The 15503-nt window shown below is 71.8% G+C and carries 16 protein-coding genes; 6 read left to right on the top strand and 10 right to left on the bottom strand.

Features of this window, described 5'->3' with window-relative positions:
- Positions 1 to 54 precede the first annotated feature (54 nt).
- From FB470_RS17835 to FB470_RS17825, 3 genes are read right to left on the bottom strand one after another with little or no spacing between them, the layout of a single operon-like run.
- A complete protein-coding gene (locus tag FB470_RS17835) occupies positions 55 to 1545 on the bottom strand; it encodes a precorrin-2 C(20)-methyltransferase (protein WP_306992974.1) in 1491 nt (496 codons plus the stop codon).
- Positions 1542 to 2165: a precorrin-8X methylmutase gene (locus FB470_RS17830; protein WP_306992972.1), complete on the bottom strand. Its 624-nt coding sequence runs from the start codon at positions 2163 to 2165 to the stop codon at positions 1542 to 1544. The genes FB470_RS17835 and FB470_RS17830 overlap by 4 nt, the downstream gene beginning before the upstream one ends.
- Positions 2162 to 3208, bottom strand: coding sequence for a precorrin-3B synthase (locus FB470_RS17825; protein WP_306992970.1), 1047 nt, complete (start codon positions 3206 to 3208; stop codon positions 2162 to 2164). Before FB470_RS17825 ends, FB470_RS17830 begins: the two co-directional genes overlap by 4 nt.
- 112 nt (positions 3209 to 3320) lie before the next feature.
- Here FB470_RS17825 and FB470_RS17820 point away from each other — a divergent pair, with 112 nt between their 5' ends.
- From FB470_RS17820 to FB470_RS17800, 5 genes are read left to right on the top strand one after another with little or no spacing between them, the layout of a single operon-like run.
- Entirely contained in the window at positions 3321 to 4226 is a 906-nt protein-coding gene (locus FB470_RS17820; RefSeq protein WP_306999326.1) for an ABC transporter ATP-binding protein, read from the top strand.
- Positions 4223 to 5068, top strand: a complete 846-nt coding sequence (locus tag FB470_RS17815; protein ID WP_306992968.1) for an ABC transporter permease — start codon at positions 4223 to 4225, stop codon at positions 5066 to 5068. Before FB470_RS17820 ends, FB470_RS17815 begins: the two co-directional genes overlap by 4 nt.
- Positions 5065 to 5304, top strand: a complete 240-nt coding sequence (locus FB470_RS17810; RefSeq protein ID WP_020421902.1) for a helix-turn-helix transcriptional regulator — start codon at positions 5065 to 5067, stop codon at positions 5302 to 5304. The genes FB470_RS17815 and FB470_RS17810 overlap by 4 nt, the downstream gene beginning before the upstream one ends.
- Before the next feature lie 49 nt (positions 5305 to 5353).
- Positions 5354 to 8944, top strand: coding sequence for a cobaltochelatase subunit CobN (cobN, locus tag FB470_RS17805; RefSeq protein ID WP_306992967.1), 3591 nt, complete (start codon positions 5354 to 5356; stop codon positions 8942 to 8944).
- Complete coding sequence (locus FB470_RS17800) at positions 8941 to 9699, top strand: LamB/YcsF family protein (protein ID WP_306992965.1); 759 nt, start codon at positions 8941 to 8943, stop codon at positions 9697 to 9699. The genes cobN and FB470_RS17800 overlap by 4 nt, the downstream gene beginning before the upstream one ends.
- Before the next feature lie 21 nt (positions 9700 to 9720).
- Here the strand turns inward: FB470_RS17800 and FB470_RS17795 are convergent, their stop codons facing one another.
- The 6 genes from FB470_RS17795 to FB470_RS17770 all read right to left on the bottom strand — a co-directional run bounded on the left by FB470_RS17795 (position 9721) and on the right by FB470_RS17770 (position 14351).
- Positions 9721 to 10956, bottom strand: coding sequence for a cytochrome P450 (locus FB470_RS17795; protein WP_306992964.1), 1236 nt, complete (start codon positions 10954 to 10956; stop codon positions 9721 to 9723).
- Complete coding sequence (locus FB470_RS17790) at positions 10956 to 11702, bottom strand: alpha/beta fold hydrolase (RefSeq protein WP_306992963.1); 747 nt, start codon at positions 11700 to 11702, stop codon at positions 10956 to 10958. Before FB470_RS17790 ends, FB470_RS17795 begins: the two co-directional genes overlap by 1 nt.
- Before the next feature lie 191 nt (positions 11703 to 11893).
- On the bottom strand, positions 11894 to 12118 hold the full coding sequence (locus FB470_RS17785) for a hypothetical protein (protein WP_306992961.1): 225 nt from the start codon (positions 12116 to 12118) through the stop codon (positions 11894 to 11896).
- Positions 12118 to 12342 carry a non-oxidative hydroxyarylic acid decarboxylases subunit D gene (locus FB470_RS17780; protein WP_306992959.1) on the bottom strand — a complete coding sequence of 75 codons (225 nt, stop codon included), beginning with the start codon at positions 12340 to 12342 and terminating at the stop codon, positions 12118 to 12120. Before FB470_RS17780 ends, FB470_RS17785 begins: the two co-directional genes overlap by 1 nt.
- A gap of 10 nt (positions 12343 to 12352) precedes the next feature.
- Positions 12353 to 13774, bottom strand: a complete 1422-nt coding sequence (locus FB470_RS17775; protein WP_306992958.1) for a non-oxidative hydroxyarylic acid decarboxylases subunit C — start codon at positions 13772 to 13774, stop codon at positions 12353 to 12355.
- A 10-nt stretch (positions 13775 to 13784) separates the two neighbouring features.
- Entirely contained in the window at positions 13785 to 14351 is a 567-nt protein-coding gene (locus FB470_RS17770; protein WP_306992956.1) for a non-oxidative hydroxyarylic acid decarboxylases subunit B, read from the bottom strand.
- Between the two features lie 56 nt (positions 14352 to 14407).
- Here FB470_RS17770 and FB470_RS17765 point away from each other — a divergent pair, with 56 nt between their 5' ends.
- Positions 14408 to 14818, top strand: coding sequence for a MarR family winged helix-turn-helix transcriptional regulator (locus tag FB470_RS17765; RefSeq protein WP_306992954.1), 411 nt, complete (start codon positions 14408 to 14410; stop codon positions 14816 to 14818).
- Between the two features lie 332 nt (positions 14819 to 15150).
- Here the strand turns inward: FB470_RS17765 and FB470_RS17760 are convergent, their stop codons facing one another.
- Complete coding sequence (locus tag FB470_RS17760; RefSeq protein WP_306992952.1) at positions 15151 to 15408, bottom strand: hypothetical protein; 258 nt, start codon at positions 15406 to 15408, stop codon at positions 15151 to 15153.
- Positions 15409 to 15503 lie beyond the last annotated feature (95 nt).

The following is a 15503-nucleotide window of genomic DNA, read 5'->3' as shown; positions in this document are numbered from 1 at the left end:
CGGCGGGGGTTTTCGCTGCGGACACCACCACCAACCGCCGGCCGGGGCGGCGGCTCAATACGACCGGGGCGTCCAGACGAACCCGTGATCCACCCGCGTACGCGACGACCCCACGATCACCAGGCACCGCATATCGACCGCAGCGGGATCGAACTCCCCGAGAGTCGTCACCAGCACCGACTCCTCCGGACCGCCGACATCGCGCGCCACCACGACCGGCGTCTCCACGGGACGGTGCCGCACCAGAATTTCGCGCGCCTGCGCCAGCTGCGAAGTCCGCGTCTTCGAAGCCGGGTTGTACAGGGCCACCACCAGATCCGCGGCCCCGGCCGCCTCGAGCCGGCGCGCGATGACGTCCCACGGCTTCAGCCGGTCCGACAACGACAGCACGCAGTAGTCGTGCCCCAGCGGCGCCCCGGCGCGCGCCGCCGCCGCCGAAGCCGCCGTCACGCCGGGGATCACCCGCACCGGCACGGGCTCCTCCAGCTGGGCCGCCTGCTCCAGAACCGCGGACGCCATCGCGAACACCCCGGGATCCCCGGACGACACCACCGCCACCCGCGCACCGGATGCGGCCAGCTCCAGAGCGTGCCGCGCCCGGTCGGCCTCGACCCGGTTCCCCGACGCGTGCCGCACCTGCCCCGCCCGCTGCGGAACCTTCGCCACGTAGGGCCCGTACCCGACGATGTGCTCCGCCTCGGCCAATGCCGAAGACGCCTCGGGCGTCAGCCACTCCGGTCCCGCCGGCCCGAGCCCGACGACCACCACCTCGCCGCCATCCGACGGGGCGGCCTGCTCGACAGCGGCGGGCTCCTTCCGCGACGCATACGCCGGGCTCGGCACCAGCGCGAGCGAGAAGTAGGGCACCGTCGACGGATCGACCGAAGCGAACGGCTCCACCCGCTGGTTCGACCAGGTCGCCCGCTCGACGTAGTAGGCCTCGTCCAGCCGCCCCGACTCGGCCAGCGCCTCGCGCACCGACGAGAACGTGCGGCCCAGCTTCATCACGGCCGCGGCCTGCGTGTCCGCGAGCCGCCGCGCGAGTTCCGGCGCGGGCAGTGTCCCCGGCAGCACCGTCAGCACCTCGTCCCGCTGCACCAACGGCTTGCCCAGCACCGCCGAGGCCGCCGACACCGACGTCACCCCGGGCACCGCCTCGGCCTCGTACCGGTCGGTCAACCGCTCGTGCATGTACATGTACGAGCCGAAGAAGAACGGGTCGCCCTCGCACAGCAGCACGACGTCGCGTCCGGCGTCCAGGTGCTCGGCGAGCCGTTTCGCGCTCAGCTCGTAGAACTCGGCGATCGCGCCCTCGTACCCGCCCGGGTGGTCGGTGCCCTCGGTCGTCACCGGGTACATGAGCCGTTCCTCGATCTGGCCCTCGCGCAGGTACGGTTCGGCCACCGACCGCGCGATGCTGCGCCCGTGCCGGGCGCAGTGGTAGGCGATCACGTCCGCCTCGCCGATCAGCCGCGCCGCCTTGACCGTCATCAGCTCCGGGTCCCCCGGGCCGAGTCCGACGCCCCAGAGCTTGCCCGTCTTCATTCGACCTCGCTCGCGAGCGCGTTGACCGCGGACACGGCCATGGCACTGCCACCGCGCCGCCCGTGCACCACCAGGTACGGCGCGGGCGCGCGCTTGACCAGTTCCTCCTTGGACTCGGCGGCGCCGACGAACCCGACCGGCACCCCGATGATCGCGGCCGGCACCCCGGCGCCCTCCGCCAGCATCTCCAGCAGCCGGAACAGCGCGGTCGGCGCGTTGCCGATCGCCACCACCGAGCCGGCCAGCTTGTCCCGCCACAGTTCCAGCGCCGCCGCCGACCGCGTCGTGCCCATCCGCTCGGCCAGCGCCGGCACGCGCTCGTCGGAGAGCGTGCACAGGATCTCGTTCGACGCGGGCAGCCGCTTCTGGGTCACGCCGCTGGCGATCATCTGCGCGTCGCACAGCACCGGCGCGCCGTCGCGCAGCGCGGCCCGCGCCGAGTCGACCAGGTCCAGCGAGTAGGCCAGGTCGTCGACCAGGTCGACCATCCCGCACGAGTGGATCATGCGGACCGCGACCGGCTCGAGGTCCTCCGGCAGGATCGCCAGGTCGGCCTCCTCGCGGATCGTGGCGAACGAGTGGCGGTAGATCTCCGCCCCGTCGCGGATGTAGTCGATCACGGCATTCCCTTCTGGTATTCCTCGCTGCCCGCGAGCATGTCCACGTGCGGTTCGTGCGGGCGCCCGCACCGCCGCTCGCACCCGGAGAAGTGCATCCGCACGCCGGCGGGCACGCGGCTCATCACCGCTCGCGCGTCGGCGCGGACGTCGGCGAGCGACTTCGCGCAGCCCGGCCGCCCGATGCACGCGCTGACGCCCAGTCCCGGCGCGTCCGGATCGGTCACCAGCCCCGGCGCCTCGGTGCCGAGCGGCACGACGACCGACCGCCACGGCGTCACGACGATCTCCCCCAGTGCCCGCAGATCCGCCGCGGGCAGCTGCCCCAGCACCGGCGCCCCGCACACACCGGTCAGCCCGTCGTCCCGCGTGAACGGCCCGATCGGCACTCCCGGCGATGTGGGCAAGCGCGGCCCCGCGGGCAGGTCGAGCTCACGGACCCGCCACGCACCGCCCCGAACCTCGAGGAACCACAACGCCTTCCGCACGAGCACGTCGACGGCCTCGCCGATGGGCACCCGCTCGCCGGTATCCCGGCCCGCGAGCAGCACCGCACCCACCGACGAGTCCACCGCCCGCCAGCACACGTCGGCGTCCTCGCCCGCGACGTCGCCCCGGCCGTCGTCCAGCGCGAACAGGAACCGGCCCGGCAACCCGGCCAGTTCGGGCCGCGCGCAGACCGCGCGGTCCAGCTCGAACACCGTCTCCCGCACGTCGAGCAGCCCGCCGCTGAGCCCGCTGAGCGGCGAGGCGAGGTAGTTGCGCACCCGCTCGTGCGACGGCGCGGGCAGCAGCCCGGCCGACGACAGCCGCGCGACCAGCTCGCCGGTGTCCGGGGCCAGGCCGCGGAGCTGGATGTTGCCCCGCGAGGTCAGGTGGACCGAGCCGTCGCCCAGGTCCTCGGCGCAGGAAGCCAGCACACCGGCCTGCGCGGCGCTCAGCCGTCCGCCGGGCAGCCGCACCCGGGCGAGGGCGCCGTCGGCGGCGTCGTGCGTGGCGAACACACCCGGGCACGCATCGGCGCGGACACGTGCGGGGAGAGCCATGCGCTCACTGTAAACGGCGCCAAGATCCCGAAGTAGGACTTGGGTCATATGTAGTAGGTCTGCTACATTCTATCGCACAGGCATAGCACTGGGGAGAAGACCTATGACAGCGATGAGGCAGGTCGCGACGAGACCACCCGGACCGCCGGGCGCCCGGCCGGTGCTGGACGTCCGCGACCTCCGCATGCGGTACGGCACGAACGACGTGCTCAACGGCGTCACGTTCACGGCGGCGCCCGGCGAGGTGCTGGCGCTGCTCGGCCCGAACGGCGCGGGCAAGACGACGACCATCGAGATCCTGGAAGGGTTCCGGATGCGCTCGGCCGGCGAGGTCAGCGTGCTCGGCACCGACCCGGCCCGCGGTGACGAGACCTGGCGCTCCCGCCTGGGCATCGTGCTGCAGTCGTGGCGCGACCACGGCAAGTGGCGCGTCCGGGAGCTGCTGGCCCACTTCGGCTCCTACTACGCCGAGCACCGGCGGCCGTGGCACGTCGACGAACTGGTCGCCGCGGTCGGCCTCACGCCGCACGCGCACAAGAAGGTCGGGCAGCTCTCCGGCGGTCAGCGGCGCCGGCTGGACGTGGCGATCGGCATCGTCGGGCGCCCCGAGCTGCTGTTCCTGGACGAGCCGACCGCCGGGTTCGACCCGGAGGCGCGCCGCGAGTTCCACGACCTGGTGCACCGGCTGGCCGACGAGTCCGACACCACGATCCTGCTCACCACGCACGACCTCGACGAGGCCGAGAAGCTCGCCGACCGGATCCTCATCCTCGCGGGCGGCACGATCATCGCGAACGGCTCGGCCGAGGCGCTCAGCCGGGAGATGTCCACCGGCGCCGAGGTGCGCTGGACCCGCGACGGGCAGCGCTACGTGCACGCGACCACCGGGGCGACCAGGTACGTGCGCGAGCTGTTCGCCCAGTACGGCGAGGAGATCGAGGACCTGGAGGTGCGCCGGGCGAGCCTGGAGGACACCTACATGGCGCTGCTGCGCAAGTTCGAGGGAGGTGTCCGATGACCACCACCGCTCTGCGCACCGGCTTCCAGCGCGGCCTGATCGAGCTGCGGCACAGCTTCAGCACCGTGCAGGACCTGTGGGGCTACTTCTTCCCCACGGTCGTGTTCCTGGTCGTGATGACCCTGATGAAGGGCTCGGTGATCCCGGGCACCACGTTCTCGCGCGGTTCGATGACACTGCCCAGCCTGATCGGCGCGAGCATCGGGTTCAACGCGATGGTGAACACGATGCAGCAGCTCACGCTCGAGCGCGAGGACGGCACGCTGCTGCGCGCGAAGGCGCTGCCGCACGGCATGGGCGGCTACCTCGTCGGCAAGATCGTCCTGATCTCCGGCATGACCATCGCGGGAATCGTGCTGCTGATCGCGCCGGGGCTGTTCCTGTTCGACGGGCTCCAGGTAAGCGCCATGACCTGGGTGACCCTGGTGTGGGTGCTGGTGCTCGGGTTGGTGGCCACGCTGCCGATCGGCGCGGTGTTCGGGTCGCTGTTCGAGAACCCGCGAACCACGGGCGTGGTGATGCTGCCGGTGATGGCGCTGGTCGGCACGTCGGGCATCTTCTACCCGATCAACGCGCTGCCGGAGTGGGTGCGGGGTCTTGCGCAGGTGTTCCCGCTGTACTGGCTGGGGCTGGGGATGCGCTCGGCGTTCCTGCCGGACGCGATGGCGGCGGTCGAGATCGACGGTTCGTGGCGGACCTGGGAGACGGTGGGCGTGCTCGGCGCGTGGGCGGTCGCCGGCCTGGTCCTGGCTCCGGTCGTCCTGCGTAGGATGGCCCGGCGCGAGTCCGGTTCGTCCGTGGCCGCCCGGCGGGAGAAGGCACTACAGCGGGTTCCGGGATGAGTGAGTCGATCTACAACCGCATCGCGATGCTGCGCGCCGAGCGCGGCATCTCGCGGCGGCAGCTGGCCGAGGCGGTCGGGGTGCACTACCAGACGATCGGCTACCTCGAGCGCGGCGAGTACAGCCCGAGCCTGTACCTCGCGCTGCGCATCGCCGAGTACTTCGAGGTGCCCGTCGAGGTGATCTTCTCCACGCAACCCTTCCCCCGCCTCGGCCGGGAGGAACGGACGGCTTGACGACGGGCCCGGTCACCGGACAGGGTTGGGTGACCTAGGAGGTACCCGCGTGATCCTGCTGCTGTCCACTTCGGACACGGACCTGCTCAGCGCCCGCACCAGCGAGGCCGGCTTCACCCTGGCCAACCCGGCCCGGCTCGACCTCGCCGAGCTGCCCGGCCTGCTGGCGGACGCCGACGTCGTGGTGGTCCGCATCCTGGGATCGGCCCGGACGTGGCAGGAGGGCCTGGACACCGTCCGGGCCAGCGGGAAGCACGTGGTGGTCCTCGGCGGCGAGCAGACCCCGGACGCGGAGCTGATGGCGTTGTCCACCGTTCCGGCGGGCATCGCGACCGAGGCCCACGCCTACCTCGCGCAGGGCGGCCCCGCCAACCTCACCCAGCTGCACCGGTTCCTGTCCGACACGCTGCTGCTCACCGGCGACGGGTTCGAGCCGCCCGCCGAGCAGCCCGCGTGGGGTGTGCTGGACCGGCAAGGACGCCGCGCGGTGAACTCCCGAGGCCCGGTGGTGGCGATCCTCTACTACCGCGCGCACCACCTGTCCGGGAACACGCGGTTCGTCGAGGCGCTGGCCGAGGCGGTCGAGGACGCGGGCGGGCAGGCCCTGCCGATCTACTGCGCGTCGCTGCGCTCGCGCGAGCCGGAGATGATGGCCGAGCTGCGCAAGGCCGACGCGCTGCTGGTCACCGTGCTCGCCGCGGGCGGCACCCGTCCATCCGAGGTCGGCGCCGGTGGTGACGATGAGGCGTGGGACGTCGCCGAACTGGCCGCGCTGGACGTGCCGACGCTGCAGGCGCTGTGCCTGACCAGCGACCGCGCCACCTGGGAGGACAACGACGACGGCCTGTCGCCGCTGGACGCCGGCAACCAGATGGCGGTGCCGGAGTTCGACGGCCGCCTGATCACCGTGCCGTTCTCGTTCAAGGAGATCGACGACGACGGGCTGCCGCACTACGTGCCGGACCCCGAACGCGCCGCACGGGTCGCGCGCATCGCCCTCGCGCACGCCCGCCTGCGGCACACCCCGCCGTCCGAGCGCAAGATCGTGCTGATGCTGTCGGCGTACCCGACCAAGCACTCGCGCGTCGGCAACGCGGTCGGACTGGACACCCCGGCGTCGGCGATCGAACTGCTGCGCCGGATGCGCGCGCAGGGCTACGACCTGGGCGACGAGCCGTTCCCCGGCGTCGAGCCGACCGGCACCGGCCAGCCGGACGGCGACGCGCTGATCCACGCCCTGATCGCCGCGGGTGGTCAGGACCCGGAGTGGCTGACCGAGGAGCAGCTGTCCGGCAACCCGATCCGCGTGCCCGCCGCGCGGTATCGCGAGTGGTTCGCCGCGCTGCCCGAGGACCTGCGTGCGGACATCGAGGAGCACTGGGGCCCGCCGCCCGGTGAGCTGTACGTCGACACCTCGTCCAATCCGGACGGTGACATCGTGCTGGCCTCCTTGCGGGCGGGCAACATCGTGCTCATGATCCAGCCGCCGCGCGGGTTCGGCGAGAACCCGGTGGCGATCTACCACAACCCGGACCTGCCGCCGAGCCACCACTACCTCGCCTGCTACCGCTGGATCGAGGAGGAGTTCGGCGCCCACGCCGTCGTGCACCTCGGCAAGCACGGGTCGCTGGAATGGCTGCCGGGCAAGAACGCCGGGCTGTCCGCGTCCTGCGGTCCGGACGCGGTGCTGGGGAACCTGCCGCTGATCTACCCGTTCCTGATCAACGATCCCGGCGAGGGCGCGCAGGCCAAGCGCCGCGCGCACGCCACGATCGTCGACCACCTGATCCCGCCGATGGCGCGCGCGGAGAGCTACGGCGACCTGGCCCGGCTGGAGCAACTGCTCGACGAGCACGCCAACATCGCGGCGATGGACCCGGCGAAGCTGCCCGCGATCCGCGCCCAGATCTGGACCCTGATCCAGGCCGCGAAGCTGGACCACGACCTCGGCGTGTCGGAGCGCCCGCACGACGCCGAGTTCGACGACTTCCTGCTGCACATCGACGGCTGGTTGTGCGAGGTCAAGGACGCGCAGATCCGGGACGGCCTGCACATCCTCGGTGCCGCGCCGGCCGGCGAGGCGCGGGTGAACCTGGTGCTGGCCATGCTGCGCGCGCAGCAGATGTGGGGCGGCCAGGCCGGTGCGGTGCCCGGGCTGCGATCGGCTCTGGGGCTCGTCGAGGGCGCGCCGACGTCCGAAGTGGACGCGATCGAGGCCGCGGCGCGCGCCCTGGTCGAAGCGATGGAGAAGCGGGACTGGTCTCCGGCGGCGGTCGCGGAGGTGGCCTCCGATCCGGAGGTCGCGCGGGTGCTGAGGTTCGCCGCCACCGAGATCGTGCCGCGGCTGGCCGGGACCGCGGCGGAGATCGACGCGGTCCTGCACGCTCTGGACGGCGGTTACATCGCCGCCGGGCCGAGCGGGTCGCCGCTGCGCGGGCTGGTCAACGTGCTGCCGACCGGGCGCAACTTCTACACCGTGGACCCGAAGGCGATCCCGAGCCGGCTGGCGTGGGAGACCGGGCAGGCGCTGGCGGAGTCGCTGCTGCGCCGCTACCGCGAGGACACCGGCGAGTGGCCGAAGTCCGTCGGGCTCTCGGTGTGGGGCACCTCGGCGATGCGCACGTCCGGCGACGACGCGGCCGAGGTGCTGGCGCTGCTGGGCGTCCAGCCGGTGTGGGACGACGCGTCCCGGCGGGTGACGGGGCTGGAACCGGTCCCGCTCGCCGAGCTGGGGCGGCCGCGGATCGATGTCACGGTGCGGATCAGCGGGTTCTTCCGGGACGCGTTCCCGCACGTGGTGGCCCTGCTGGACGACGCGGTGCGGCTGGTCGCGTCGCTGGACGAGCCCGCCTCGGAGAACTTCGTGCGCGCCCACGTGCAGGCGGATCTGGCCGCGCACGGGGACGAACGCCGTGCCACCACGCGGATCTTCGGGTCGAAGCCGGGCGCGTACGGGGCGGGGATCCTGCCCCTGCTGGACTCCGGGAACTGGCGCGACGACGCCGATCTGGCCGAGGTCTACGCGACGTGGGGCGGGTACGCGTACGGGCGGGGCCTGGACGGTGTCGAGGCCCGGCCGGACATGGAGAACGCGTACCGGCGCATCGAGGTCGCGGCGAAGAACAGCGACACGCGTGAACACGACATCGCCGACTCGGACGACTACTTCCAGTACCACGGCGGGATGATCGCGTTCACCCGGTCGCTGACCGGTGAGGCCCCGGCGTCCTACGTGGGCGATTCGACGAGCCCGGACTCGGTGCGGACGCGGTCGCTGTCGGAGGAGACGGCGCGGGTGTTCCGGGCGCGGGTGGTCAACCCGCGCTGGATCGCCGCGATGCGCAAGCACGGCTACAAGGGCGCCTTCGAGCTGGCGGCCACCGTGGACTACCTGTTCGGCTTCGACGCCACCGCCGGGGTCGTGCAGGATTGGATGTACGAAAAGCTGTCCCAGTCGTACGTCCTCGACCAGCAGAACCAGGAGTTCCTCGCCAAGGCCAACCCGTGGGCGTTGCGCGGCATCATCGAGCGGCTCACCGAGGCCGCCGACCGCGGCCTGTGGGCGGAGCCGGATCCGGAGCTGCTGGGGCAGTTGCGCGAGGTGTACCTGCGGACCGAGGGTGAGCTGGAGGGCGAGTGACCGGGGTGGACCTGAACGCGGACCTGGGCGAAGGATTCGGGGTCTGGCACCTCACGGAGGACGACGCGCTGCTGGAGATCGTGTCCAGCGCCAACGTCGCCTGTGGGTTCCACGCGGGCGATCCGAGCGTGCTGCGCCGGGTGACGGCCGCGGCTGCCGCGCGGGGTGTGACCGTCGGGGCGCAGGTGGCTTACCGGGACCTGGCCGGTTTCGGGCGGCGGTTCATGGACGTGGCGCCCGCCGAGCTGGTGGACGACGTGCTGTACCAGATCGGGGCGCTGAACGCGTTCGCGCGCGCGGCCGGGACGCGGGTGGCGTACGTGAAGCCGCACGGTGCCCTGTACAACGCGATCGTGCACCACGCCGAGCAGGCCGCGGCGGTGGTCGAGGCGGTGCGGCTGTTCGATCCGTCGCTGCCGGTGCTGGGGTTGCCGGGGTCGGAGTGGCTGCGGCAGGCGGAGGCCGCCGGGCTGCGACCGGTGCGCGAGGCGTTCGCCGACCGGGCCTACACCCCGTCCGGGACACTGGTTTCCCGCCGGGAGCCGGGAGCCGTGATCCACGACCCGGACGAAGTCGTGCGGCGCTGCGTGCGGATGGCGACCGAGGGTGTGGTTGTCGCGGCCGACGGCTCCGAGGTGAAGGTCTCGCCGGAGTCGATCTGCCTGCACGGGGACACCCCGGGCGCGGTGGAGATCGGCCGCCGGGTGCGGGCCGCGCTGGTGGAGGCCGGGGTTTCGGTGCGGTCGTTCGGGTAGCCGCTACGTCGTGGCCCCGCCTCACCACACCAGCGGCAGATGTGTGATCCCGTTGATGAAGTTCGACGTCAACCGCCGCACCTCGCCTCCCAACCGGACCTCCGGCAGCATCGTCAGGAACTCCCGGAAGAACACCCGCATCTGCAACCGCCCGAAGTGCGCCCCCAGGCACAGGTGCGGCCCCTGCCCGAACGCCAGGTGGTCGTTCGGCGATCGCGACACGTCGAACCGGTACGGGTCCGGGAAGGCCCGCTCGTCGTAGTGCGCCGACGCGAAGTACACGACCACCTTGTCCCCGGCGGCGATCCGCTGCCCGCCCAGCTCGGTGTCGCGCGCGGCGGTGCGCCGGAACGTCAGCACCGGCGGGTGCCACCGCAGCATCTCCTCCACCGCCGACGGCACCAGCGACGGGTCGGCCCGCAACCGCCGGTACTCCGCCGGGTGCTGCACCAGCGCCAGAACCCCGCCGGGCAGCGCGCTGCGCACCGTGTCGTTCCCGGCGATCACCATCAGGAAGAAGAACATCCGCAACTCGGCGTCATCCAGGGACCGGCCGTCCACAGTGGCCTGGACCAGCGCCGTCATCAGGTCGTCCGCGGGCTCGCGCCGCTTCGCCTCCGCCAGCGACTGCGCGTAGTCGAACATGTCGGCGAGCATCGCCGGTGACCGCGGGTTGACCGGTTTGCCGTCCGGCCCGCGCACGACCTCGGCGTGCTCGGGGTCCTGGTAGCCGATGACGCGGTTGGTCCACTTCAGCAGCAGCCCGCGGTCCTGCGGCGGCACCCCGATCAGCTCGGCGAGGTTGAGCAGCGGGAAGTCGTCGGTGACCTCGACCGGCAGATCGCACTGCCCGCGCGGCACGACCGCCCCGATCAGCGCCCTGGCCCGCTCGGCGATCTGCTCGGCCGAGCGTTCCAGGCGGCGCCGGGTGAACACCGCGGACACGATGCGCCGCAACCGGTTGTGCTCCGGCGGGTCCATGTTGAGGATCATGCGCCGGATGAACGCGAGGTCGTCCGGTTCGGGGTCGCGGATCTGCGTGGCGCCCAGCCACGACGAGTACACCTCGGGCGTCCGCAGCACGTGCTTCACGTCGGCGTAGCGGGTCACCGCCCAGTAGCCCGGCCCGGACGGCCAGTCGAGCACCTCGTGTTCGTCCTGCCACGCGACCGGTTCCGCGTCCCGCAACCGGCGCAGCTCGTCGTGCGGCACGCCGCGGGCGAACACCCTCGGGTCGAAGACGTCCACCTCGGACATCAGTGCTCGTCCAGGAACACTTCGATCATGTTGGCCAGCGTCACCGGCACCTCGTCGGCGGCGTAGTGCCCGGCGTCGGGCAGCACTTCCAGCTCGAGCTTCGGGTACCACCGCCCGAACGTCCCCAGCATGACCTCCTCGCTCAGCGCGGGGTCGTGCTCGCCGACGACGACCTTGATCGGCACCTCGTTGCCGGCGATCCGCTCGGAGAAGTCGGTCTTCGCCCACGCCTGCAGGTACTCGCCGAACGCGGTCTTGTCGGAGTTCTCCAGCGAGTGGATGACCATGCCCTCGAGCCACGCGTCCGGGTGGCGGCCGCCGGTGGTGAAGTCGATGATCGCGCGGCGGCTCGCCGGGTCGTTGGCCGCGCTGCTGAACAGCTGCCAGGTCTGCTCGTCCATGGGCACCCCGCTCGCGGGCACCGGGGAGATGCCGAAGAGCGACCGGACCCGCCCGGGTGCCTCCGCGAGGACGTACTGCATCACGCTGCCGCCCATCGAGTGCCCGACCAGCGAGAACCGGTCGACGCCCAGCTCGTCGGCGAGCAGGAGCACGTCGGCGGCCATCTCCGCGATGGTGTGCGCGCCGGGCTCGTCCCGGCGGGTACCGTACCCGCGGAAATCCGGGAAGAGGTAGCTGAACCGTTCGGCGTCGAGGTGCGGGGTGAGCTCCTCCCACGCCGTCGACGACCCGAACCAGCCGTGCAGCACGATCACGACGTGCTCGCCGTTGCCGACCCGCTCCATGTACGCCCTCCAAGTCCGCGCTGACCCAATGACATGGGGAGCTTCGCACAGTCGCGCCGGGTTGGCACGGACGAGCGGGATGTTCGGCTGGATTCCCCTGCGCACGGCCGCCCCGAGCTCGCCGTCGATGGCCAGCGGCGCCGCGCCCGGACACGCGCCGACCCGGAAATCGTGACCCCGAAGGCGCCCGGCTACAGCGACCGGTGGAACGTGAACGGCCACTGCGCCACCGGCCGCGCCAGCAGCTCCGGCGGCGGCTCCGGCAGCCGCGAGACCCCGCGGGCGATCACCACCACCCGGTCCGGCCCGCCGAGGTACACCTCGGCCGGGCCGGGGATCGCCGACTCCACCCAGGCGAGCAGCTCGTCGCGCCGGCCGGGTGCCGCCCGCACCTCCCACATCAGCGTGTCGGCCATCAGCGCACCCGCAGCGGCGGCACGGCCGGCACCTCGGGGGCGTTGTCGATGTCGGCCTGGGTCATGCGGAACTCCTCCGGGTAGTGCTCCCGGGTCGTCCGCCGCGGCGGCTCGGTCGTCCGCCAGGTGTAGAGGCACCGCTGGCACTGCAGCACCTCCCACACCCCGGCGACCGGCGAGTCGGCCAGCTTCGTCACCGTCTCGAACTCACAACGTGGGCACATCGGTTTCTCCTTACCGCGCCAGCATTCCCTGCAACTTCGTCAGCCACGCCGCGGCTTCGGGCAGGTCGCGCACCGGCTGGCTGTAGTGGCCGCGATCGTCGGGCGCGACGGGCGTCGTCGCGTCGATGATCATCTTGTTGGTGATCCCCGCGGGCTGCGATCCGGGATCCAGTTCCAGCACCGGCAGGTTCGGGATGTTCACCAGATCGCCCGCCGGGTTGACCTTTGTGGACAGTGCCCACATCACCTGCGGCAGGTTGAACGGGTCCACGTCCTCGTCCACCACGATCACGGTCTTGACGTACCCGAGCCCGTGCGGCGTGGTCATCGCCCGCATCCCGACGGCCTTCGCGAACCCGCCGTAGCGCTTCTTCGTCGAGATGATCGCGAGCAGGCCGTGCGTGTACATCGCGTTGACCGCCTGCACCTCCGGGAACGCTTCCTTGAGCTGCTGGTGGATCGGCACGCACGTGTTGGCCGCCATCAGGAAGTCGATCTCCGTCCACGGCATGCCGAGGTACAGCGACTCGAAGATCGGGTTGGTCCGGTGGGAGATCCGGTCGATGCGCACCACGGCCATGTTCCGGCCGCCCGAGTAGTGGCCGGTGAACTCGCCGAACGGCCCCTCGATCTCGCGTTTGCGGCCCTCGATGACGCCCTCCAGGATCACCTCGGACCCCCACGGCACGTCCAGCCCGGTCAGCGGCGCGGTCGCGACCGGCGCCGGGGCGCCGCGCAGGGCTCCGGCCATCTCGTACTCGCTCTGGTCGTAGGCCATCGGGGTGGCCGCGACGATCGAGATCACCGGGTCGTTGCCCAGCGCGATCGCGACCGGCAGGTCCGAGCCGTTCTCCTCGGCCTTGGCCAGGTGCAGCGCGATGTCGTGCATCGGCACCGGCTGCAGCCCGAGCTTGGCGCGCCCCTTGACCTCCATCCGGTACACGCCGACGTTCTGCTTGCCGAAGTTCTCCGGGTCCTCCGGGTCACGGGACACCACCGCCGCCTTGTCCAGGTAGAACCCGCCGTCGCCGTCGTTGAGCCGGAACAGCGGCAGCACCCGGAACAGGTCGACGTCGTCGCCCTCGAGCACGTTCTCCGCCCACGGCGGGTTCTCCCGCCGCTCGACGGGTACCGGGAAGTCCTCCCAGCGCCGGATGAACTCGGCGACCTGCTCCTTGATCCCGGTCTGCGGCGGCAGTCCCATCGCCAGCGCGTGGTTGGCCCAGGATCCGTGCACGTTCAGCGCGATCCGCGCGTCGGTGAAGCCGGTGACGTTGTCGAAATACAGCGCGGGCGCCTTGTCGCCCAGGCGCGGGGCGGCGTTCGCGGCGGCGCCGAGGTCGGGTTCGGGCGCGACCTCCTCGGTGATCCGCAGCAGTTGCCCTTCCACGTCCAAGGTGTGCAGGAACGACCGGAAGTCGTCGTAGGGCACGGGTTTCCTCCTATCGGTGCAGACCGGACCAGCGGCGGGCGTTCGGCGCGGGCAGGTCGAACTGGTCCAGCACGCGGGTGACGACGTGGTCGACGACGTCGTCCACGGATTGCGGGTGGTTGTAGAAGGCGGGCATCGGCGGCACGATCCGCACGCCCATCCGGGCCAGCGCGAGCAGGTTGTCCAGGTGGATCTCGCTCAGCGGCGTCTCGCGCGGCACCAGGACGAGCCGGCGTTGCTCCTTGAGCACGACGTCGGCCGCGCGGCCGACGAGCCCGTCGGCGTACCCGGCGCGGATCCCGGCGACCGTCTTCATGCTGCACGGGACGACGACCATCCCGTCGGTGCGGAAGGAGCCGGACGAGATCGTCGCGGCCTGGTCCCCGGCCCCGTGCACGACCTCGGCGAGCTTGGCGACTTCCCGTGCGCTGTAAGGGGTTTCCAGCTCGATCGTGGTGCGCGCCCACCGGGACAGCACGAGGTGCGTCTCGACGTCGGGCAGGTCGTGCAGCGCTTCGAGCAGGCGGACCCCGAGTGGCGCGCCGGTGGCCCCCGTCATCGCGACGATCAGCCGCATCACGCCTCCCAAGTAGTTCGTATACGAACCTTTCGTGTTCACACTAACATGCGGTCATGACCGTTGTCGACGAAGCCGTGTTCCACGTCATGCGCCGCGCCCTGCAGGAGCACGGCGCCCGCTGGCAGGCCGAACTGCCCACGCTGACGAAGCCGCAGTACGCCGTCCTCAAGGCGGTCGCCGACGGGGACGACGTGGACCAGGCGAGCGCGGGTCAGCAGGCCGCGATCGACAAGGCGACACTGGCGAACCTGATGCTGCGGCTGGAGCAGCGCGGACTGATCACGCGCACGATCGGCACGGACCGCCGCCGCCGGATCCTGCGGCTCACCGAACTCGGCGAAGCCGCGGTGCGCGAGGCCGATCCCCTGGCGCGCAAGGTGGACGAGTCGATGCTCGGCCGGCTGAGCGCGGCGGAACGCGCGGAACTGCACCGCCTCCTGCTGAAGCTGAGCCCGCCGTCCTAGGTGTACGTGGCGATCAAGTTGGTGGCAGGCGGGCAGTGGGGCTTGATGAACGCCTGCGACCAGCGCCCCGCTGAACAATCAGCAACCTGCCCAAGAACGTCGTGCGGGCATCACCGCGGCACACGAGAGCCTCCGGCCTGGCGTGGGTCCTGGACAAGCCACACCCCAGCCGGAGGCCCCTCCCCACGTCAACAGCAACCCGCCGCCACCAACGTCCTGGCCAAGTACACCTAGGGCGGCCGCGCGCCGGTCACGCCTCGACAGGCTTTCGGCGAGGAGGGATTGCCGGCAGCACCGCCGGTACCCGCGCCAAGAAGCGAGCGCCGTGGCGGTCAGGGGCGGTCCTCGTCCAGGCGGTTCCGCCACACCATCGCGGCGTGCAACGCGTCGATGAGCCGCTCGTCGTCCTCCTCGGTGGGCTCCGCGCCCAGCGGAACCCACCGTTCGCAGACCTTGCGCGCGTCCTCGTAGCAGGTCAGCAGCATCCCCGGGTAGCAGAGCGCGACGGTCTCGCCGCCGGGCCGGTCGACCCGCACCCGCCGGAGCTGCATCCCCACCCGCACCCGGCGCACCCCGCGTGACCCGTCCATCCACACCCGCCCCACGTCGACCCGACACCCCGAGGTCGCGGCCGGCCCCCGGTTGGTTACCGCGTCGTTGCTTCCGGTTCGGCAACGGCGGGCCC

This window comes from Amycolatopsis thermophila, from assembly GCF_030814215.1.
GTDB classification, from domain to species: Bacteria; Actinomycetota; Actinomycetes; order Mycobacteriales; family Pseudonocardiaceae; genus Amycolatopsis_E; species Amycolatopsis_E thermophila.
Note: the sequence above shows the minus strand (reverse complement) of the source record. Positions and strands in the feature narration are given on the sequence as shown.